Origin of the sequence: Paenibacillus tabacirhizosphaerae (assembly GCF_040812395.1) — a bacterium.
Lineage (GTDB): Bacteria > Bacillota > Bacilli > Paenibacillales > NBRC-103111 > Paenibacillus_E.
Window position 1 is genome coordinate 471,421 of the sequence record NZ_JBFNXH010000002.1, and the last position, 21,583, is coordinate 493,003.

The window sequence follows — 21,583 nt, forward strand, 5'->3', positions numbered from 1 at the left end:
ATAGAATGAAATGATCTGTAGAGGAGGCGAGTTAAGTCGTGACCGGTATCTTACTTAGACCAGACTTGAAAACGGCAGGCGGCGAAGTCTGCGATATAATGTGCAATGAGGAATTTGTCGGTACGTTAACACTAGTCTACAGGGAGTCGGATCGACTCACAGGCTCAGTTCAACTAGAGCAGCAGTCCATTGGCGAAGCGGACAAACAGAAGGTGTATGCATTTTTACAAACCCACATTCAGAATGTCATTGATGCGCTAGGTGTGAAAGAGTGCGAGGTGCTTGCCACGTACAGCGACTACGATTTTATTATTGCTACAGATCATGCCCTGACAGAAGTGTCTGAGGAGTGGGAGTCAGATGCGACAACACTCCATGACGATGAAATGGATTATGAATGGGTAAGAGACGAATCGCAATTTGAAAATACGCATCCCAATCACCGTGACGAGGTCGAGATCGTTCAAGGCCAGCTGGATTATGAATTAGTTATCGTGGGTGAAAAAAGGAACCGTGTTGATTACCACATCTATGATAAGGAGTCGGAAATGGTAGGAGAGGTCACTCTTCACCTGTATGGTTCTGAAATTGTTGGGGATGTCGAGTGGAGATTCGACCCTTTTGAGGAAGAAATGGCGTATATATCCGAATTGATTGTACAGGATTTCGATGAAGATGAGACGGATACGTTCATTTTTAATATGAACTATAATGGGGAAACCGTAGATACCATTGAACTGACGCAGATCGATTTGTTGCAGGTGGAGGATCCGGACTGGTCGGATGCGATTGCACCAAATCGGGATGATTATTCTGTGGTCATGGCGAGGGATGACGGCGATACGCTTACATATGAGATCTACCAGCAATCCTATGGCGGATTGCCGATCGGTACGGCGACAGTCGATATAAGCGAGCGCCAGCTGACAGGTTTTATTGATTTCCGTGAGCCAGGCGATTCCGATGATCGCGAGTTGATTGCAACGCTGCTGTTGGAGGAATTGGACAAGGAACAAGAGTATGAAACCTTCAATGTTTCGATGTTGTACCGAAATAAACTGATTGACGAGATTTTGTTCGAAACAGAGCAGTTGCATTGATCAGTAAGAAAGGCATGAACTCCCAATGGATTAGGGGATTCATGCCTTTATTGTTTAAAAAGTATTGGAAACAGTGATTTGTTCCAAGGAAAGGCGACCGGATGGTCTTGCAGGTGTTGCAGCCAATCCAACGCTTATCAGCATCACAGGCACATAACGTGCAGGGATGTTAAATGCTTCAACCAGTTTGGCTGCATCGTAGCCACCCATAGGGCAAGTATCATAGCCAAGCGCCTTAGCGGCGATCATAAGCTGCATAGCCGCGAGTGAACCGTTACGAATAGCTTCGTCACGAGCGACTTGCGGATATTGATAAGCGCCTTCGATTTGCGCGACAAGGTTATCCTTCAATTCCTGGGGCATGAATCCGCCTGCTACGGCCGGACCGAATACCAGCTCTGCGTTTTTATTGGCTTCCAGATCGCCTAGAACGGCAATAACGACCGAGCTCTCTATGACTTGCTTTTGCCCGTAAGCGATAGGAAGCAGCTTTTCTTTTTGTGCTTGATCCTCGATGACAAGCAGTTTCCAGTGTTGCAAATTCCATGAGGATGGAGCCTGTGAAGTTGAAGTGAGGAGCTGATGCAGATCTTCCTTAGGCAGTTTGTGCCCAGCCTTGTAATGTTTAACAGAATGACGGTCTTCGAGAACTTTTAAAACTTCAGATTGAACTTGTTGACTCATAGTGTGTACCTCCTGATAAAATAATGAATGTCGTTATAGTGTGTATCTGTTTCCGATAAGCATGCAGGCGCAGCAGAGATAAATAGTTCCATCGCGGCCTTTCAATCAGACGAATGTTCGTATTCGCGCTCGGCTTGCATTGTTAACTGCAACTATTTCGGTAACATTATGTTACTGTAATTGTAAATGTTATAGTTAATGTTGTCAAGCTGCTCTTTCCTACTGTCGTAAAATGTTGGATAATGGAAGCAAGAAAGGGGATGTTCCTCTTGAAAATGACGCAAAAAGAGTTAACTCATCTTATATTTTTGTCGGAAGTCGTGCTCACAGGCAAAAAAAAGAGCCTCATGGAAGAGACTCTTCAGTGCTTGCTTTATATTGTGAAATCGCTCGAAGAAGTCGATCTCCCCGATACGGTTATCGATCAAATCGAGAGATTGATTGGCTTAATCGAGGCCGATTTGCGCGATGAGAACGAGCGCATGCAAGAGATTCAAAGCCATCTGGACTGGAGTCATAAAGGGCGGCGCAAACCTTTAGGATAGTGATTTTTGAGCTGTCCCTCACTTTCTTTGCCCCAACCAAGCGGATAACCGTTCAGCGTAACGACGACCCAACCGCTTTCATGACGCCCCGTGAATAGCGCTTCGCCACGCAAGTAGGCTTCAGCTTCTTTGGAGTCGGCATCGATTTCATATGTTCTGGCAGTTTCCAACTCTCCAGTTGTTAATGCCAGGGCAAGAGCGTGTGAAGGTTCAAAGCGGTTTTTCTTTAGTTCGCCGATATGCAGCCCCGGACGCAGTACTTTCAATCCATGAAGCTGCTGGCTGCCGAAATTGAATGTGGGGGAACTTGGCAATATATAGAGCTGGTCGCCAAATAAGACGGGTTCGCCTTCTCTTATTTTATAATCGGGCAATGTGACTTTGCAAAAGCTTTCAAACTGCAGCATGCCATCCGTGGCCTGCTTATTTGCTTTGCCCGTTTTATCATAGGCGCCTTTTCCTTGCGGTCTGGACCGCAAATTGGATGCCGAGAAGTCCTCGCCAGAGGAATCCTTCCCCTGTTTGCGCAGCAAAGCAACGAAATGACCTTCGCCTTTTTGTTTATGAGGCCAAATCCGTTCCGTCCTCAACAGCTCCATATCAGGAAAACGGCGCAGCAGCTCGTTGATCGTATACTCATTCTCTTCGTAGTTAAACGTACAGGTAGAATACGCGAGCAGTCCTCCGTCCCTCAGCATCTCTACGGCATCTGGCAAAATGTCCATTTGCCGCGCCGCGCACATACGGACATGATCGGGAGACCACTCGGCAACCGCATCGAGGTCTTTACGAAACATGCCTTCACCGGAGCAAGGGGCATCCAGCATGATTTTATCGAAGCATGCGGGGAACCGCTGAGCGAGTTTATCCGGAGCCGCGCTGGTAACAACAGCGTTCACAATGCCCATTCGCTCAATATTTTCGGATAAAATTTTAGCGCGGGCCGGGTGAATTTCATTGGCGATAAGAAGGCCTTGGCCCTGTAAGCAGCCGGCGATTTGTGTGGATTTGCCGCCTGGCGCGCCAGCTAGGTCAAGTACCAAATCTCCAGGCTTAGGATCCAGCAGGGAAACGGCAGACATCGCGGAAGGCTCTTGAATGTAGTAGAGGCCTGCGGCATGAAAGGGATGCTTTCCGGGTCGAAACTGCTCATCGTAGTAGTAGCCTGTCCGGCACCAAGGTATAGGTTCAAGCTGAAATTGACGTATGAGCTGTGCGGCAACCGGCGAGGAATGGCTTATTTTCATCGGATTGAGCCGCAATCCTTGTGTTCGCGGTAATTGATAGCTTTGCAGAAAAGAAGCAGCTTCTTCTTCTCCCAGCATTTCTTTCATTCTTTCTATGTAAGATGACGGCAATGGCACCATGTGTCGAATACTCCTTTGTTCGTTTAGCGAGATAGCAAGCTTGGGGAAACAGGAATTATTATACCCTTTCTTGTAGATTGTGAGAAGCGGACATCCCGTGATATAATGAAAAGTATTGTTTTTTTTAACGACGAGGTGATAGATATGGGGTACGAAATCCCAAGAGATGTACAAGTATTGGGGCGTGACATCAACGAGAGTCAACTGAAATATCATCACAAATCCGTATTGGTTTCTAAGGAGTTTACGTTTGATAGTGCACATCATTTGCACTGTTACGATGGAAAATGTAAAAATCTGCACGGGCATACCTATAAACTGCAAGTTATTATGCGGGGTAAAGTGGATCACCGGGGGATCACTATAGATTTTGGAGATATTAAGCGAATCGCCAAGGAACGTATCATTGATCGGTTGGACCATCAATATTTGAATGATGTGCTGCCGCCAATGAATACAACTGCTGAGAATATGGTCGTCTGGATCTATGAGCAAATTCATCAAGGGCTAAGCGACGAGCAGCTGTATCCAGCGATTCAGCTGGAAGAAATCAGGCTGTGGGAAACGCCGACGAGCTATGCGGCTGTCACGCGCTCGATGATGGAGGAGGAAGCGTAATGCGCGATATTCGCATTCCGATGGTGGAAATATTCGAGACGGTTGAAGGCGAAGGAACCCGTGCCGGGTTCCCGACGGTTTTCGTCCGTCTTTTTGGTTGCAACCTGCGCTGTATCTGGTGCGACACCAAGTACAGCTACCCGCCCGCGGAAGCGGAGAACGTCATGACCATTGCTGAAATTGTCAGCAAGGTTGAATCGTTCCGCTCCCGGCATATTTGTTTAACCGGCGGCGAGCCGCTCCTGTACGGCGAGAAGTCGCTCGCTTTGGTCGAAGCGCTCGCTGCGCTGGAGCAGGTCGACGACCTGCACATCGAGACGAACGGCGCGATTGACCTCGCGCCGTTCGTCTCCGCAATCGCATCGCCGAAGGTGCGATACATCATGGACTTTAAGCTCCCGGGCTCCGGCGAGATGGAGCAAATGGTCGTAAGCAATTTCGGCCTGCTGCGCAAGCAGGACGAGCTGAAGTTCGTCATTGGCAGCGAGGAAGACTTCCGCACCGCGGTCCGGGTGCTGGAACAGCATCCGACGAAGGCGCTGCCGATGTTTAGCCCGGTGTGGGAGACGATGCCGCCGCGCAGGCTCGTCGAGCTGATGCTGGAAGCCGGGCTGTCTGGCGTGAAGCTGAATATGCAGCTGCACAAAATAATTTGGGATCCTGCGATGCGCGGGGTGTAACCGCGGTCGCGGCCGTATTTTAATTGAAAATGAGGTGGCTCTATGAGCACGAACAATGAACATATCGCACAAACGAAGAAAGCGGTTATTATTTTGAGCGGCGGGCTCGACAGCACGACATGTATGGGAATAGCCCGAGATGAAGGATATGAGCTGTATCCCCTCTCTTTTGACTATGGACAGCGTCATCGCATCGAGATCGAGAATGCCAAGCAGGTCGCTGAGCATTATGGCGTAAGCCAGCGCCATAAAATTATCAAGCTGGATTTCCTTCGGGACTTCGGCGGGAGCGCGCTGACGGACGATTCCATCGATGTGCCGAATGTGATTAACGGATCCGCGGATTCGAATGCAGAGGCTGAAATTCCAGTCACGTATGTTCCTGGACGCAACTTGCTCTTTCTCTCTATTGCTACATCTTATGCGGAAGTGACAGGCTCTCAAGCGATCTATATCGGCGTGAATGCACTCGATTACAGCGGCTATCCGGATTGTCGCCCGGAATTTATTCATAAAGTCGAGGAAGTCATTGCTCTGGCGACGAAAGTGGGCGTTGAGGGTAAGGGGATCACGATCGAGACCCCTTTAATTGATTGGACGAAAGCGCGGATCATTCAGGAAGGCTTGAAACTTGGCGTACCTTATGAGTTGACGACCTCCTGTTACAATGGGGAAGCGGAGGCATGCGGCCAGTGCGACAGCTGCCGCTTACGCTTGAAGGGCTTTGAAGAAGCGGGTTCAAAGGATCCAATCGCGTACCACAGGTAATCTCTCTTCACAGAAAGGCGGAAGCGCAGCATGGCCAAAATTATGGTGGTGGACGACGACCCAGCAATCCGGGAGCTCATCCGCGTCTACTTGACTGGCGAAGGGTTGGACGTGATTCAAGCCAGCAACGGGCAGGAAGCGCTCAACATACTGGAAACGACGCAAGCTGATCTCGTCGTGCTCGATATTATGATGCCGCTTATGGATGGTTGGGACTTATGCCGCGAATTAAGAGCGCATCATAGCGATCTTCCTCTTCTTATGGTGACGGCGAAAGGGGAATCCGCACATAAAGTGAAAGGATTCCAGCTCGGGACAGATGATTATGTCGTGAAACCGTTTGATCCGGTTGAATTGGTGATGCGTGTGAAAGCATTGTTAAAGCGTTATCGCATTGCCTCCTCTCAAACGATTCATATCGGAGATATAACGATTGATCGCAAGACGCTAGAGATTCGTTTGCAAAATCAGCGCTTCGATTTGCCGCTTAAAGAGTTTGAGTTGCTTTATAAGCTTGCCAGCTATCCGGCGCAAATTTTCACCCGCGCTCAACTCATCGAGCAAATTTGGGGCATCGATTATGAGGGCGATGAGCGGACTGTGGACGTTCACATCAAGCGGCTGCGCGAACGTTTCGAGCCGTTGACGGAACAATTTCAAATTGCAACGATTCGTGGGCTGGGCTATCGCCTTGAGGTGAAAGCATGATTAAAACACTGTACCTCAGGGTCGTTTTAACCTATTCTGCGGTTGTCGTTATCAGCGTGCTGCTTTCTTTTCCAATTGCCATGCTGCTCTACACGAATCGGATCACGACCGAGGTGCAGGAAAACTTGCTCAAGGTGGGAAAGCAGCTCATTTCGATGAGCAATGAATACCGCCCGGCGGATATTCAAAACTTTCTTGAGGCCAGCGCGAAGCTGAACGAAGGTTACTCTTACCTCTTGTTCGATCGTCAAGGCAAGATGCATACGTTCGGTTTTCTGCGAAAAGACGACTTGCTCCTGATTAACTCGACGGATATTGAAAATGTACTGAACGGCAGTACCTATAAGAACATAAAACTGAATTATATGAATTGGAAAGATCCGACTCATCTGATGGTCGGGCTTCCTATGCAAGTAGGCGATGATCACTACGCTTTATTCGTTACTCCGCGGCTAACGGAAGAAGACAGCAGGAAATTCCGTGCGGCAATTACCACCGTGCTTATCATTGTGCTTATTATCGGGAGTTTCTTGATTTTGATTGCGTCCAGATATATTGTAAGTCCGATTAAAAAGCTGACTTTGGCCACCAATCGCTTAGCAAGAGGGAATTTTAACGTGAATGTGAATGTCAAACGGAAAGATGAGATCGGGCTGCTTGCGGAAGGGTTCAATCATATGGCAGGCGAGTTGAAACAGCTGGAGCAGATGAGGCAGGACTTCGTCTCCAACGTTTCTCACGAGATCCAGTCTCCGTTAACTTCTATTCGCGGTTTCTCTAAAGCATTGAGGCATCCGGATATTCCAGTGGAAGACCGTCTTCGCTATTTGGAAATTATCGAAAATGAAAGCGAGCGATTATCGAGATTAAGTGAAAATTTGTTGAAGCTTGCTTCTCTCGAATCGGAGCATCATCCGTTTCTTCCTAGCACGTTTGATCTCGACGAGCAATTGCGCCGCGTTGTTGTTTTTTTTGAACCGCAATGGTCGGAGAAGCAGTTGGATCTCGATTTGAAATTGCCGAGAGTGAAGGTGTCGGCGGATGCTGACCAGTTGAATCAAGTTTGGATGAATTTGTTTGGCAATGCCATTAAATTTACGCCGCCTCACGGTGAGATCGGGATCAAGCTTGAAGCCCATACAGATCGTGTGCACGTGCGGATTCGAGACAACGGAATTGGCATTGGGCCGGAAGATCAAGAGCGGATTTTTGACCGGTTTTATAAAGCGGATCATGCCAGGCAGAGGGATGCGGGGGGAAGCGGCCTGGGACTGGCCATCGCCAAGAAAATTGTAGACATGCATCAAGGCAGCATTAAAGTCCATAGCCTGGCTGGCGAGGGAACCGAGTTTATTGTGACGCTTCCTACGGTAAGCCACCAAGTGAAGAAAAAATAATGTTGAAAACTTTGGAGGATGATTCTTCCAAAGTTTTTCTTTTTGTTCATATTGAGTTCATATTTAATTAGTATCTTGTATCTACAAACATTTGTTTAAAATGTGAGATGCAATGGGTTGAGAGGAGTGCAGGAATGAATCTACTTACAAGGTTTTCCATGAAGAACGTGTCAGCATTGTTTATTATCATGATCATGCTATTTATTGGCGGATTTTATTCGTCTTCACAGCTGAAGGTAGAAAACATGCCGAACGTTTCTTTTCCTGTCGTAGTGGTATCAACTACGTATACAGGAGCGCCGAAGGATGTCATGGATGAAATTACGAATCCAATTGAGAAGAAATTGGCTAATCTCGAAGATTTGGACACGATGACGTCGACTTCGAGCGATAATTTCTCCACGATTGTCTTGATGTTCAAGCAAAATGTGGACACGGACAAAAAGAAACAGGATGTACAGGATCTGCTTGCTGAGGTAAATCTGCCTGCAGCAGCAGGAACGCCTAAAGCTTCTACATTCGGTGCGGCTTCCTTTCCATCGAATTATTTAGTTGCCTATACAGACAACAATATGAGTCAAACCGAGCTGGATAAATTGTTTAAAGACAAGATAAAGCCAGGACTCGAGGGTATTAAAGGGATTGACCATATGGATATCGTCGGCGCCCGCGACACGTCATTGGATATTGAGCTGGATGCCAGCGCACTGGATGTGTATGGCCTTTCACCGTCACAAGTCAGCAATGCCATTAATTCGGCTGTGACCAAAAGCCCTATCGGCAGCGTCGAGATCAGCGGCAATGACAAAATGACCCGCGTCACCGGCAATATCAGCGCTTTATATGATTTGGAACAAATTGAAATTACGACGCCTAAAGGGGACATTGTTACCTTAGCCCAAGTGGCGAAAGTGAAGTCCATTACGGAATCCGATTTCAAAGGGAGACTGGATGGCAATCCGGCTATCGGGATGATTTTATACAAAGCCAGCTCTGCGAACGCGGTCGAGTTCTCGGGCGCTATCGATAAGCAGATTCACGACTGGAAAACGACAATGCCGAATGTCCAGTTCAAAAATACGTACGACAGTTCGGAGCAAATCAAGGATTCCATTTCCGGACTTATCCGTGAAGGGATTGTCGGCGCGGTTCTTGCCTCATTGATGATTCTCATCTTTTTGCGGAATGTGAGGATGACCCTCATTGTACTTGTATCCATTCCGCTATCGATATTAATCACTTTGCTGCTCATGTGGCAGCTGGGTTTAACGCTCAATACGATGACGCTCGGCGGTATTTTTATTGCTGTTGGCCGGGTTGTCGATGATTCGATTGTCGTAATCGAAAATATTTATGCTTCACTGGAAAAAGCGCAAGAACGCAAAGAATCGGTTATCGCGTTAGCGACAAGCCAAGTGTCGATGGCGATCACTTCGTCCACGCTGGCGACAGTTGGGGTATTTGCTCCATTAGCGATGGTATCGGGCGTTGTTGGCGGCTTCTTTAAACCATTTGCCTTAACGATTGCTTGTGCGCTATTATCGTCCTTAATCGTTGCTTTAACGGTTATTCCGATGTTATCGAAGCTGCTTGTTATGAGAGGCAAGCCGGGTAAAGTACATCATGATGAGGCCAAACCAGGTAAATTAACATCTTTCTACGAGAAAGTTTTGACGTGGAGCTTGAAAAATCGGATCAAAACCTTGCTGATTTCGGCATTGCTGCTCGTCGTAACGATCGTTGCGACCATTCCGATGCTTTCCGTTTCGTTCATGCCTAGTTCGAAACCGGCGAAAACCATGTACTTTCAAATTAAAATGCCTTATGAAACTTCATTTGAAGCAACGGATATGAAGACGAACGAAATTGAAAAAGTGCTGCAGGACACCAAGGATTCCAAGGGTCAGCCGGTATTCAAATTTGTTGAGGCACTCGTCGGCTACGCAGGCAATGATGACGAGAGAACGCCATATGCGTCTCAAATCTTTGTTCAAGTGAACGATCAAGTGGATCCGAACAAAGTGAAGGAGCAAATGAAAGCATTTATTTTATCCGAATTGCCTGCGGGGTCCGAGGTTGAACCTAAATCGATGGAAGGGGACTTCGGCGTTTCCTCCACAGACTTCTCGTATACTCTGAAGGGCGATGATCAGCTCCAACTGGAGAAAGCCGCCAAGCTTGTGAAGGATAAGTTGAATACATTCCCTGAGCTTAGTGAGATTGAGGATAACCTGAGCGATGCGAAAACAGAAGTTCAGATCGCGGTGGATCAGAAAAAAGCAAGAGCGTACGGTTTAAGCTCGTCTGCAGTAAGAGATACCGCGCGCGCTTGGATTCAAAAGCAGGATCTTGGCGATATGAGATTTGATAACATCGTCTATACGACGACAGTTTCTTTGGATAAATCCGATAAGAACACGTTAGAAAAGCTGGGCAATATCCCTTTGACAGCCGCTAACGGTTCCACAGTCTTATTGAAGGAAGTTGCTAAAGTTAGCGAAATTAAGGGTGCTGCATCGCTTGCCAAAGAAGATCAGCAGCAGTTGGTGAAAGTAACCGCCAAAATTACGGCGGAGAACAAAAACGGCGTGAGCATGAAGCTTGCAGCGGCGTTAAAGGACATCGAGCTGCCGGAAGGCGTAAGCACGGAAGCGGGCGGCGTATCGGACGATATTAATGAAAGTTTCTCGCAATTATTCGTGGCGATGGCCGCGGCGGTATTCGTTGTTTACTTGATCATGGTTCTAGCTTTTGGTAATGCGAGCGCGCCATTTGCCATTTTGTTCTCGTTGCCGCTTGCTGTCATTGGCGGTCTGCTCGGGCTTGTTATTGCCAATGAGCCGCTAACGGTTACTTCCATGATCGGATTCTTAATGCTGATCGGTATCGTTGTAACGAATGCGATCGTGCTCATCGACCGCGCGCAGCAGCTTCGCGAAGAGGGTTATACCGTCAGACACGCGCTGATTGAAGCTGGTAAAGTGCGTTTGCGGCCGATTATTATGACAGCAGGAGCAACGATTATGGCTCTGGTTCCTTTGGCACTGGGCATTTCAGGGGAAGGCGGCTTGATTGGGAAAGGCCTCGGGGTTGTTGTTATTGGCGGCCTGATCACTTCAACCGTGTTAACGCTTGTTGTTGTTCCGATTGTGTATGAGCTGATCGAAAGCGTGAAGAACCGTTTTGGCCGCATGTTCAAACGGGATAAAGGCAAAGAGAACGCAACACCAAATACGGTTGAGGTATAGAGAATAGGAGACTTTGCGCACCGTCCAAAGATCCCTATATGAGGAGGCACAACGATGAAAATGGTTAGTTTGGGGAAACGGCAATTCAAGTATCGCACTTTAGCAATCTTGGCGCTTTTGACTGCAACTGCAGTATTGGCCGCAGGTTGCGCGCTTCCGGGAAAGTCGGGTCAAGCAACGGCGCAGCTAGCGCCTAGGCCCATCAAAACGGAGGCTATCGCGAAGCAGAAAATAAGCAGCCCGATTGAGCAGGTTGCAGACGTGGCGGCAGGAACAACGCTGGATGTGGTGGCCAAAGCGAATGGTGAAGTCACCGACGTGTTGAAGAAACGCGGCGAGTATGTGGAGAAAGGCGACGTGCTGTTCGTTATCGACAGCAAGGACGCTGAATCAGCGCAGCGCAAGGGAGAGCTTTCCTTGCGCAGCGCGAAGGAATCCTTGCAGCAAGCGAAGGACAATAAAGTCAACAATCGCAAGGATTTGGTTGACAATGTAACGCGATCCGCGACTGCCAATACGAACGCGCAGCAGGATTACAATAAAATGCGGAATGATTTTGATGCGGGTCTCGCCACACAGCACCAGGTTGACCAATCCAAGCAAGCGCTCGACAATGCGCAAATGGCTCTCGAATCGGCACAAAGCAAGCTGTCAGCTTTCGATAACTCGGATTCGATTGCTGCTGCGCAAACGCAAGCTGAATCGGCAAGTCTTGCTTTGGATGATGCAACGCGTGCCCTTGACAATTACAGCGTGAAAGCGCCGGGTAGCGGCATCTTGACGGATTTTAATATCGTTGTCGGCCAGTCGGTCTCCGCTGCTGCGGGCAAAGTCGGTCAGGTGCAGCAAATTGATCCGATCAAGATTAAAACGGAATTGTCCGAAACGAACTATCAGTTGGTGAAAGGCAAGCAGGAACTGGTGTATTACAATCCAGATGCGCCTGATAAAAAAGGAACGGCCACAATCAGCTATCTGGCGCCGATCATGAGCGCTACGACCAAGACGTATACGTTGGAACTGGAAGTGCCGAATGCCGATCACCAGTTGCAGCCGGGCACACGGTTTATGGTTCAGCTTACAACAGAGACTGAGGAGATGGTTCCTGCCGTTCCTACGCTAAGCGTTATTCGGGAAGAGTCCGATACTTTTGTGTTCGTGAAGCAAGGCGATCAGTACCAGAAGCGTAAAGTGAAGCTCGGACGCATTAATGGCGAGTTCCAGGAAGTTATTGAAGGCGTCAAGGATGGGGAGCAGTTGGTTGTCACTGGTCAAAACACGTTGAAGGACGGACAGAAGGTAGAAAGTACGCAACCGACTCCAGCAACAACACCAGCAGCCAAATAAATCGACCGGCCTGCTTTTCTAAACAACAGCTAAAGGAGATCTCTTATTTATGAAAAACAAACCTTGGAGAATAGGGATAACCGCTATCATGCTAGGCACGATGATCATTCAAGGCGGGATGCCGGCGCTTGCTGCGGCGGCCGATGCCGCGGCAACGGTTGCTGTGAGCACGCCGTCAGTCAACTACGGGCTAACCAGCGATATTCGCGCAGCGGTTAAAAATATTGCGGTCACGCCGACAGCGAACGGATCGCAAATTTCGGCCACGATTCGTCTCTACAATGGCGGTGCCACACAGAACCGAGTACCGGAGCATGAGCTGCGGGTGCGTACGTCAAACGGTGTGTCATACACGTTGAAGCCAAGCGCAAGCAACAAAGACGCTTTGCAGCCAAAGGAAATCAGCGAGCTTGTTTATATGGCGGCTGTGGACAGCAAGGAAATCACGCAAATTGATCAAATTTCGTTCGTTAATGTTGACATTTATGCGTATCCGAAGACGGAAACGACACTGCTTGCCATGCCTGCCGGCGCAGTATGGTACGGATCCGGCCCAGCTGCTCTTCAGAATCTGCCGGCGTTGAACTGGGCGCAGCCTTTTACAATTCCAGGCGTGAATTCGGGTCTGGTGTATGCACCTACAGAAGTTTCCATGCAAAATACGAGCACGGGCCGTACGGCAGTCGTCACGGTACGCGTTGAAAATCCGGGAACTGGCCGTGAAACCGTTCCAGCGTTCCGTTTAGATGCACAATCTGAACAACGGACATTTGAAGGCAAACATTCAGAAGAAGATCAGATTGCCCTGGAAGGTGGCGAGAAAAAATACATTCATTTCGCCATTCCTGTTGAAAATGGGGTCACATTGTCCAACCTTCTCGTCATATCGACAGATGCGTTTACACCAAAAGGCGGCGGTCCAGCGACCACGCTGGCAACAGCAAAAGCAGCGATTGCCTGGCCGAAAGGCGACCAATCGAATTCGGCTGCTCCTGCTTACAGCATTGGAACGCCGATTGCTTTTGACGCTTTGACGAAAGTCGTAGATAAGAAGACAGAAGTCGCATTAATGGAGCTTCATTTGCATGAGAACCCGGGTGAGGGCTATCAAACCGCAGTTGCTAAGTTCAAGCTTACGAACACAAGCGATGTGCCAACGGCTACGCCAGCATTTTTGTCGGAATTAATGAATGCCGGGGGGGTCACCTACCAAGGTACTCGTCAAACGAATGTGACAGCGATGATGAATCCGGGACTCAGCTATGTGGTAAGCTATTCCTATATCGTACCGCAATCGGAAACAGGCACAGGGTTCACGTTGAAATTACTCGATGCGCAAGCGGCTGCGCCTTACACGACGACAATCGCGGCTCTGCAAACCAATGTGCAGGAAGAATCGGCGGAAGGCGTGATTTCGCTTTATCCGTTTGATTTGAAAATCAATGATGTGTCAGTAAGCTCCTTAACGACGGCAGCCTTAACGTATACGTACAAATTCAGTCTGGATCTGGACATCACGCAAAAGGAAAATGTTGTCGTTGACAACAATTTCTCCAAAATCCGTTTCGAGATCGTGGACAATGCCGGCCGTGTCGTCGGTTCCAAAGACGCCGCGCTTACAGGCGCAAACAAGCTTGTTAGCGGCAAACAAACGCTGGATGCAAGCAATATCGCATCAGATCAATTCAGCTTCCCATTCACAGTGAATGTCTATGAAATCATCGACACACAGAATGGAACGGCGAAGCGTTTGCTGAAAACCGTGAAATAAGATGATTGAAGAGGACTCATCCCTGTGGAAAACGTGGGAGGGGTCCTCTTTTTTTAACAGAAAGCATATGTCGTCAGGTTTTGTGTGTGACGCGCTCGCGGAGCGGAGAGATTTCGCATGCATCGGGTAGTCCACGTATCTGAGATGATGGAAGTAGAAGATCCGAAGTGCCACAGCAGGGCTGGTTGGATCACCCGATACCGCCTCGATCTGCGGTAGATCATCTTTTTGCACGGGTGAGCGGAACGTAGATGCTTTATGCGGTGGTATCTCCGGTTGTAGGTACATTTCGCGGAACTACCGTGCGTTATGAGCAGGAAATGCTGGGCTCTCGGCACGTTTTCGCTCATTTAACGCACCCTAGTTCCTCTTCAGGGGGAGAAAAGGGACATTACCGTGGAATAAGGTATCGTAGTTCCGTTGATATCGCTGCGCATGGGACATGGGAGGCCCGGCCAGTACCTCCGGCAGTACCTCCCCCGGTTTCTTGCGAAGCTTGCAGAGGTGAAAAATACCCGGAAACTTACGGCCGCGAGGCGGTTTTCTTAACAAATTCTTGACTTTTAGTTGATATACCGAAAACATAATAGCGGTAAAGTAGTTTTATAGCTGACAATCGAATAGTAAGGGTACGAGTCGAAGAGAAAGCCCTTTATGCAACAAATGGATGCGCATGGATAGCTGTGTGCTGCCCGCCATTTGATGGATAAAGGGCTCTTTGCGTTGTCTTCGATGAAATTGAGGGGAGGGAAGTCGTTAGCTGAGGTGTTTGACCTATATCCTGAACGAAAAGAAAGTCTGGATTTTCAAAAAAAGTGAAAGGATTGTGACGATGAACATGAAGGCAACGTTTAAAAAATTTTTAGGTCTTGTAACGATAACGGCAATCATCAGCGGGATGTTCCAACCCAATGCTTGGTTGCCAGAGGCACATGCAGAGAACTTGGCTAGAAAATCACTGGAGGTTAACAAAACGTTAACACCTCCTCTTATCGATGGCAAATTAGACGAAACGACCTGGAACCTCAATCAGTCATTATCCGTGCAAGTTGGAAACGGCCCCTTCAAAGCATCCAATTTCGGGGTGATGTGGGACAACCAGTATTTATACATTGGCATTCATGGCAATAACAATAATCTGCTTTCCAATCAAACGGGAAATTGGTGGGAACAGAATGACATCGAGATTGCTTTTGACCCGGGTTATCATCAGTCAAGCCCTTATCAACCGGATGATATGCAAATTGGCCTGGTCTATCAGCCGAATACGGCGACGCCGGAGTTCCATTTCGGAAATGCGCTGAATGGACATAAAGGCAAGGATGAGAAGAAAATTTTACGAGCCATTTCCACGACGAGCACAGGCTGGGAAGCGGAAGTTGCGGTTCCGTGGGATATGCTGAATTTTGACCCTATCGTCCAAAAGCAATTGGGTATGGATGTGGGCATGACGGATCGCTACGGAGCAACGACTGCGGAACAAAGATGGACTTATTGGAGTAGATACAACACGGATAATTTCTTTAACGACACGTCCGGTTTCGGCACACTCAAGTTGGTGGACAGCAGTCCGGTAAGTGGCAGCGCGAGTCCTATCCTGTTGCAGGACAATTTCGACGGGTATACAACCGGAACGCTGCCTCCAAATTGGATTTCTGACGTGAATGCCGGAAGCCCTCCGTTTACGGTGGTGAAAGACACCTATGGCAATGGCAGGTTGACCTTCGACGGAAATGCCTCCGCCAAGCAGAGCCGGATTACGGCGCCGGTGCAGTGGGACAACTATACGATAGAAGCTGACGTCCGTTTTGATAGTTTTTTTAATGATAGAAGATGGGCTTCCATTATGTTCCGGGCGCCTGCTGCCGGGAAAACGCCGTATCCGCAAATGGCAATTAAACAGAATGGGACGATTGAAATCGCCTACCGGAATCCAGACGGGAGTTGGTTCACCTCTCCTACGCCGATTAGCGCAACCGGATCTCAGCTGGCTGTAAATAAAGATTACACGATGAAAGTAAGGGTGTACGACAGCAATGTGAAGATGTACTTTAAAGCGAAGGACGCAGCGAACTTTACGCTATATGGCGACAAAACTTTACCAGCCACCGTGCTTCCGGAAAAAGGGAGAGTCGGCTTCCAGGGCGACCAGAGCAAGGTAAGCTTCGACAATTTGAAAATAACCCGAATTACCGCAGATCGGCTTGATCTTACAGTGCCTAGTAAACTAGAAGCGTTGAGCGGATCGGTAAGTGTGACGAACAGTGTTTATTACTCCGACGGCATCACCGAAGTCCCGCCTGCGAATCGGGTGAAACTGTACTCGTCGGATGAAAGCATCATTAAAGTCAGCAACAACCAGCTCCATCCGCTTAAAGCAGGAAAAGCGAGCATTAAAGCCGTCTATGCCAATGCAGAAGTGGTGAAAGAAATTACCGTTACGCCTTCTCTAACAGGCGTCAAGGCCGTCTCCTTGAAAGGAGATGAGAAGGGGTATGCGTTTTCGACCGTTGGGACGCCACTAGATCTTAGCGCGCTGCAATTTCAGGCAATCTTTAGCGATCTGTCCTCTGGTACTGTACAAGGCAGCGATCTGACGTGGACTTCCAATAGTCCGTCAATTGTCTTTGAAAGCGGTAGGCTTAAAGCTCTGCAAAGAGGCGTTTACACCATAACAGGCACCAAAGATAGCGCATCTGTCAGTATGCTCGTTCTCGCCAAACAGGCGGGGGATACCGAATATGTCCTGTATGAGGAGAATTTTGATAGCTTGACCGATGGTACGCTGCCTACGGGCTGGACTCGGAAGGAAGGGACAACGGCTTCTAATGCCGCGGTGAAGTCAGGCGCTTTTGAGATAAATGCGCTAGCTGCTCCAGATAATCCGTCCCGGGTTATTTTACCGTCGTATTTAAGCGTATTTGGCAATTACAAGATTGAAGCGGATATGACTCACTTACAGGCTAACGATGCGGCAAGATGGCACTCGATTATGTATCGTATTCAAAACAGGGACTATCCCTATTACCAAATGGCCGTAAGAAAAGATGCAACCGCAGCGAATGGGGTTGAGTTCGCAGAGAGAACCGCCGCCAATCAATGGAACGTCATGAATACGGTCTCCTACTCCGAAGCCATCGATCCTGCCAAAATGTATCATTACACCGTAAAAGCAAACGGGAACCGGGTTCAGGAATGGATTGGCGACCGATTGGTTGTGGACACGGATCAGGCGGGGAGTTATGCGAAGGGAGATATCGGTTTCCAAGCGAACGGTTCTAAAATGAAACTGGACAATATTCGCATTACTTTGCAGCAGGATGCGCTTCCTCCAATTCCCGACGGTCACTTTGTTAACGTTGCAGAGCCCGATACGCGAATTGCGATGGCCGCTTCGGTAGTAACTGAACTGCGCAGTGCTGCAGATTTAGCCAAGTTGGATGCGCCAACGCTTCCTTCCACGCTTATAGTCCATGTCAATAACGAGCTTAAAGTGACAGATCCGACAGGTGCTGCCGAAATTAGCACGCTCGATGCACTGCTTGGTTCTATTGGCGGGCGAATTATCCCCGCATTTTATGTAAAAGACGAGGTGACTGTCGATCAGCTTATTGCTTATTTAAAAGCGAACAGTTGGGAAGACGCCGATGTCATTTCGGATCAAGGTGAATTGGTCAAACGGGCGAGAGCTGCCTACCCGATCATTCGTGGTGCAGTGGATTTCAGCGGCGAAAGCCATTTGACGAAAGAGGACCTGCTGGATATTCGCAGAAAAACGGCTGCAAGTTTAGCCAGAATAGCCATCTTGCCGCAATCCTTATCAACGAGAGAAAACGTTGCCTACCTGCAGCAGCGCATGATGACGATATGGTCGAATGACGAGTCCAGTCCGTCCGATAAACAACTTGCGATGCATCAACTGATTACATCCGGTGTGAACGGGATTGTTACGGATTCTCCTGCGGTGCAGTGGGAAGCCTTGAAGACTTATAACAAGAACACGACACTGATTCGCAAACCTTTTGTGATCGGTCATCGGGGTCTGCCTGCGAATTCTCCGGAAAATACGATTGAGAGCAATCGGTTAGGTTTAGAAGCCGGTGCAGAATTCATCGAGAATGACATGTACCTGTCCAAAGACGGGCATATTGTCATCCTGCATGACGGGGAATTGGAACGTACGACGAATGGCAAAGGAAATATTGAAAACTTTACTTTAGAGCAATTAAAGAAGTTAAATGCGAACAAGCCCTATCCAGATGGATTCCCAGACGTCAAAATTCCAACGCTGGATGAACAAATTGACCTTGCCAGGGAAAAGGGCGCTATGGTGATGGCTGAAATCAAGACCGCAACACCCGAGGCTGTAGATGCGTATGTCAAACTGCTCAAAGATCAAAATGCCGAAGCGCTCGTGGATACGATGTCTTTTAGCACAAGTCAATTAAAACGTATGGCTTTGCTGATGCCCGAGATGCCTCTTGGTTTGTTAACAAGCGGTTATGCAGATGAATCCAATGTGAATAAGTCGCTGCGTAGAACGTTGAAACTGCTTCAAGATTTGAACGCTTCATTTAACACAAGTTACGCCGGTTTAGGAAAGAATTTCATGGAAGCCGCGAAGCATAGAGGGATCGTTATCTCACCCTGGACCTTGAATGATAAAAATGTTTTTATCCAATTTATGGGACTTGGCGCTTTCGGCATTACGACGGATTATTCAAATTATGCTTCGGATTGGGCAGCATCCATCCAGCCGGAGAAGATGAAGTATGAACTGTTTAAGGAAGAGAGCCAATCATTATCGTCAGCTGTGCAATCCTATAAGGGGACAAAAACGACCATCGCACCGGAAATCGTTTTGCTGGATGGCCAGGAAGCGGTTGAAGTCAATGGATCAAAGATTAAGGGCAAAAAGGCAGGCACATATCATGCGCTTATGCGATATACCAATGCCATGGATGCTAATAACGTCTACGATATTTATACGGTTCCTATTACAATTGAAGTGAAGAATCCGGTTGATGATTCGGATACAAACAAGGGCCATTCTGGCAGCAATGTTCCTAACACGCCGACTCAACCATCAGCCGTGATTGAAGCGGCGGGGGGCAAAGTAGGCGCAGCTGACTTGAAGAATGCATTTGGAACTTATTCCCAAGTGAAGGTGAATTTCATCGGAGATAAACTGGAACTGGCGGCGTCTGGCCTTCTGGAAGCAAGCAATAAGAAAGATCAATTGTTGGTTATCAATGGAGATCAAGCGACGTATTCGCTGCCCCTAGCTATTCTTAACCTTGAAGCGGCAGCCAATCAACTTGGCGTAAATGTAGATGCCTTATCACTCAGGTTTACATTGCAAAAGTTAAGCGGTAAAGAGGCCGCGGCGGCGCAGCGCTCAGTGTCCGCTGCTGGCGGGACGCAAGTCGCAGACGTGTTGAACTTTGAAGTGGAAGCGGTAAGCGACGGTAAATCGCTGGTTATTCCTTTCGGGTCCACCTATGTTTCACGGGAAATAGGGCTGAATAAGGTTGTTGACTCGAGTAAAGCAACGGGTGTACAGATTTTACCTGAGACGAACGGAATTAGATTCGTTCCTGCGTTGTTCTTCACTAAAGACGGCAAAACAACGGCTGAGCTAAAACGGAACGGAAACAGCATTTATACGGTCATCGAAAATAATAAAAGCTTTGCGGATATGGCGAACCACTGGGCTAAGGCGGATGTGGAGCTGTTGGCCAATAAACTGGTAGTGGAAGGCGTGAGTGCTAATCGGTTCGATGGTGATCGCCATATTAGCCGGGCCGAATTCGCATCGCTTTTGGTTCGTGCATTAAGCTTAGACCCTGGGACTGCAAAAACAACCTTCCATGACGTTGACGCTGGCGCCTGGTATGCCAAAGATGTGGCAACGGCTGCTTCAGCAGGATTGATCAGCGGGTACGCGGACGGCACTTTCCGGCCCAGTGATGAGATTATACGCGAAGAGCTTGCGGCAATGGTGATTCGCGCATTCGCTTACGTGGGCATAGATACGAAAATTTCAACAGCGAAGCAAACTGAAGTGCTGCAAATGTTCAAAGATTCAAACCGCATAGTTTGGGCGCGAACGGAAATGGCCGCAGCAGTCAGTGCGGGTCTGATGAACGGAATGACCTCGGATAAGCTGGATTCCGGGGGACATACAACGCGAGCTCAAGCTGCAGTTGTATTGAAACGTTTCTTGAGCAAGGCGAAATTTATTAACTAATTTGAAGTAAGGTTTTTTTCAAATCTCTCTGATAAGGGCTGTCGGCTAAGTAGGTATTTCTACTTAACCGACAGCCCCATTGACATTATTCGATACCTGCTGCACGAAACACGTTTGCAAAGCCGATTTGGGATCTCTGAAGTAAGGTTTTCGCAGATTCGGATGGCGGATCTGTGGTGAGTATTTCCTGAGCAATAATTCCGTCATATCCGATTTGTCCGAGCGCACGAAGGAAGCCTCCCAAATTAATGATGCCTTCGCCTGGGAACAACCGCCCATTGTCTAATACTTCTGATATCGCCACATTCGGTGCATCATTGATGTGAACATGCACAATTTGTTCAGCCTTTAATCGTTTAATATCTTCCAAAGTATGCTCATTTGTATACCAATGGTAAGCGTCGAACAGAAGCCCTACATTTTTTTCGCCGATCGTTTCAATCCAGTCCAGTGTGCTGTGCAAGTCCCAGATGAAAGGGTGTTTCCAGCGTATGCGCAAATGATGAGGCCCGACGAACTCAAGCCCTAAACGGATGCCATAAGCGCCAAGCACTTGTGCGCATGTGCGCAGCCGGCGTGTGGCGAGTGACATGAAATGCGCGGCGTTCTGATCGGTTGACGGCAGGACATAGGTGCAGCAGGCCGTGCAGCCAAGCGAAGCTGCAGCTTCGGCATCCCGTGCCAAGCGAGTTAAACCGCTTCGGAACTCCTCTTCATCTGTACGCCACTGCGGAGATAGGCCGATCGCTCCGATTTGCACGCCATATTCTTGGCAAAAAGCATTTGCGCCAGTGACGCCATATGTTGAAATCAACTGCTCTAATTCGTCGCCGCTCGCATCGACAGCCCCGAATCCAAATTGGGAAGCTAGCTTTATGAAATCTTCTAAATCGCCGATATCGGGTCCAAGTCCTGCTCGTGTTAAGCCTTTAATCATAAAATCACTCCCTCATATCAATTGGAAATTTCATTTTTTTACAGTTAACTAGTACTATTGACTCATTCCTATGATAGAATATAAGAGTCATATATACATACCCAATCTTTCCCGATCTATCTCAAAATTTCGATTGTAAGCGCTCTTAGCTAATTCAGTGCTA

Annotated in this window: 14 protein-coding genes; 11 read left to right on the forward strand and 3 right to left on the reverse strand. The window is 48.2% G+C overall.

Features of this window, described 5'->3' with window-relative positions; translation table 11 throughout:
• Window positions 1-38 precede the first annotated feature (38 nt).
• Window positions 39-1,100 carry a hypothetical protein gene (locus tag ABRS97_RS05125; RefSeq protein ID WP_367811825.1) on the forward strand — a complete coding sequence of 354 codons (1,062 nt, stop codon included), beginning with the start codon at window positions 39-41 and terminating at the stop codon, window positions 1,098-1,100.
• A 54-nt stretch (window positions 1,101-1,154) separates the two neighbouring features.
• Here ABRS97_RS05125 and ABRS97_RS05130 read toward each other — a convergent pair whose 3' ends face one another.
• Window positions 1,155-1,784 carry a nitroreductase family protein gene (locus ABRS97_RS05130; RefSeq protein WP_367811826.1) on the reverse strand — a complete coding sequence of 210 codons (630 nt, stop codon included), beginning with the start codon at window positions 1,782-1,784 and terminating at the stop codon, window positions 1,155-1,157.
• Between the two features lie 275 nt (window positions 1,785-2,059).
• On the opposite strand from ABRS97_RS05130, the gene ABRS97_RS05135 reads away from it, so the two are divergent.
• Window positions 2,060-2,329: a hypothetical protein gene (locus ABRS97_RS05135; RefSeq protein ID WP_367811936.1), complete on the forward strand. Its 270-nt coding sequence runs from the start codon at window positions 2,060-2,062 to the stop codon at window positions 2,327-2,329.
• Here ABRS97_RS05135 and ABRS97_RS05140 read toward each other — a convergent pair.
• The gene (locus tag ABRS97_RS05140; RefSeq protein WP_367811827.1) at window positions 2,299-3,696 is read right to left on the reverse strand and encodes an RsmF rRNA methyltransferase first C-terminal domain-containing protein; all 1,398 of its coding nucleotides are present in this window, start codon (window positions 3,694-3,696) and stop codon (window positions 2,299-2,301) included. The two genes, ABRS97_RS05135 and ABRS97_RS05140, sit on opposite strands and share 31 nt — an antisense overlap.
• A 144-nt stretch (window positions 3,697-3,840) precedes the next feature.
• Here ABRS97_RS05140 and queD point away from each other — a divergent pair, with 144 nt between their 5' ends.
• The 9 genes from queD (at window position 3,841) to ABRS97_RS05185 (ending at window position 20,483) form a co-directional block, all read left to right on the forward strand.
• Complete coding sequence (gene queD, locus ABRS97_RS05145) at window positions 3,841-4,314, forward strand: 6-carboxytetrahydropterin synthase QueD (protein ID WP_367811828.1); 474 nt, start codon at window positions 3,841-3,843, stop codon at window positions 4,312-4,314.
• Window positions 4,314-4,994, forward strand: coding sequence for a 7-carboxy-7-deazaguanine synthase QueE (locus tag ABRS97_RS05150; protein WP_367811829.1), 681 nt, complete (start codon window positions 4,314-4,316; stop codon window positions 4,992-4,994). Before queD ends, ABRS97_RS05150 begins: the two co-directional genes overlap by 1 nt.
• A gap of 42 nt (window positions 4,995-5,036) precedes the next feature.
• Window positions 5,037-5,762 carry a 7-cyano-7-deazaguanine synthase QueC gene (queC, locus tag ABRS97_RS05155; protein ID WP_367811830.1) on the forward strand — a complete coding sequence of 242 codons (726 nt, stop codon included), beginning with the start codon at window positions 5,037-5,039 and terminating at the stop codon, window positions 5,760-5,762.
• 30 nt (window positions 5,763-5,792) lie between these two features.
• Entirely contained in the window at window positions 5,793-6,470 is a 678-nt protein-coding gene (locus tag ABRS97_RS05160) for a response regulator transcription factor (RefSeq protein WP_367811831.1), read from the forward strand.
• Complete coding sequence (locus ABRS97_RS05165) at window positions 6,467-7,867, forward strand: sensor histidine kinase (RefSeq protein WP_367811832.1); 1,401 nt, start codon at window positions 6,467-6,469, stop codon at window positions 7,865-7,867. Before ABRS97_RS05160 ends, ABRS97_RS05165 begins: the two co-directional genes overlap by 4 nt.
• Before the next feature lie 134 nt (window positions 7,868-8,001).
• Window positions 8,002-11,115: an efflux RND transporter permease subunit gene (locus ABRS97_RS05170; RefSeq protein WP_367811833.1), complete on the forward strand. Its 3,114-nt coding sequence runs from the start codon at window positions 8,002-8,004 to the stop codon at window positions 11,113-11,115.
• Window positions 11,116-11,169: 54 nt separating this feature from the next.
• Window positions 11,170-12,462, forward strand: a complete 1,293-nt coding sequence (locus ABRS97_RS05175; RefSeq protein WP_367811834.1) for an efflux RND transporter periplasmic adaptor subunit — start codon at window positions 11,170-11,172, stop codon at window positions 12,460-12,462.
• A gap of 49 nt (window positions 12,463-12,511) precedes the next feature.
• Window positions 12,512-14,233, forward strand: coding sequence for a hypothetical protein (locus tag ABRS97_RS05180; protein ID WP_367811835.1), 1,722 nt, complete (start codon window positions 12,512-12,514; stop codon window positions 14,231-14,233).
• Window positions 14,234-15,065: 832 nt separating this feature from the next.
• The gene (locus tag ABRS97_RS05185) at window positions 15,066-20,483 is read left to right on the forward strand and encodes a glycerophosphodiester phosphodiesterase family protein (protein ID WP_367811836.1); all 5,418 of its coding nucleotides are present in this window, start codon (window positions 15,066-15,068) and stop codon (window positions 20,481-20,483) included.
• An 85-nt stretch (window positions 20,484-20,568) separates the two neighbouring features.
• Here ABRS97_RS05185 and ABRS97_RS05190 read toward each other — a convergent pair whose 3' ends face one another.
• A complete protein-coding gene (locus ABRS97_RS05190; protein ID WP_367811837.1) occupies window positions 20,569-21,420 on the reverse strand; it encodes a sugar phosphate isomerase/epimerase family protein in 852 nt (283 codons plus the stop codon).
• Window positions 21,421-21,583 lie beyond the last annotated feature (163 nt).

Excerpts from the sequence above, each read along its gene's own strand:
- ABRS97_RS05130 (WP_367811826.1), bottom strand. The coding sequence starts at position 1,784 with ATGAGTCAACAAGTTCAATCTGAAGTTTTAAAAGTTCTCGAAGACCGT.
- ABRS97_RS05135 (WP_367811936.1), top strand. The coding sequence starts at position 2,060 with ATGACGCAAAAAGAGTTAACTCATCTTATATTTTTGTCGGAAGTCGTG.
- ABRS97_RS05140 (WP_367811827.1), bottom strand. The coding sequence starts at position 3,696 with ATGGTGCCATTGCCGTCATCTTACATAGAAAGAATGAAAGAAATGCTG.
- queD (WP_367811828.1), top strand. The coding sequence starts at position 3,841 with ATGGGGTACGAAATCCCAAGAGATGTACAAGTATTGGGGCGTGACATC.
- ABRS97_RS05150 (WP_367811829.1), top strand. The coding sequence starts at position 4,314 with ATGCGCGATATTCGCATTCCGATGGTGGAAATATTCGAGACGGTTGAA.
- queC (WP_367811830.1), top strand. The coding sequence starts at position 5,037 with ATGAGCACGAACAATGAACATATCGCACAAACGAAGAAAGCGGTTATT.
- ABRS97_RS05160 (WP_367811831.1), top strand. The coding sequence starts at position 5,793 with ATGGCCAAAATTATGGTGGTGGACGACGACCCAGCAATCCGGGAGCTC.
- ABRS97_RS05165 (WP_367811832.1), top strand. The coding sequence starts at position 6,467 with ATGATTAAAACACTGTACCTCAGGGTCGTTTTAACCTATTCTGCGGTT.
- ABRS97_RS05170 (WP_367811833.1), top strand. The coding sequence starts at position 8,002 with ATGAATCTACTTACAAGGTTTTCCATGAAGAACGTGTCAGCATTGTTT.
- ABRS97_RS05175 (WP_367811834.1), top strand. The coding sequence starts at position 11,170 with ATGAAAATGGTTAGTTTGGGGAAACGGCAATTCAAGTATCGCACTTTA.
- ABRS97_RS05180 (WP_367811835.1), top strand. The coding sequence starts at position 12,512 with ATGAAAAACAAACCTTGGAGAATAGGGATAACCGCTATCATGCTAGGC.
- ABRS97_RS05185 (WP_367811836.1), top strand. The coding sequence starts at position 15,066 with ATGAACATGAAGGCAACGTTTAAAAAATTTTTAGGTCTTGTAACGATA.
- ABRS97_RS05190 (WP_367811837.1), bottom strand. The coding sequence starts at position 21,420 with ATGATTAAAGGCTTAACACGAGCAGGACTTGGACCCGATATCGGCGAT.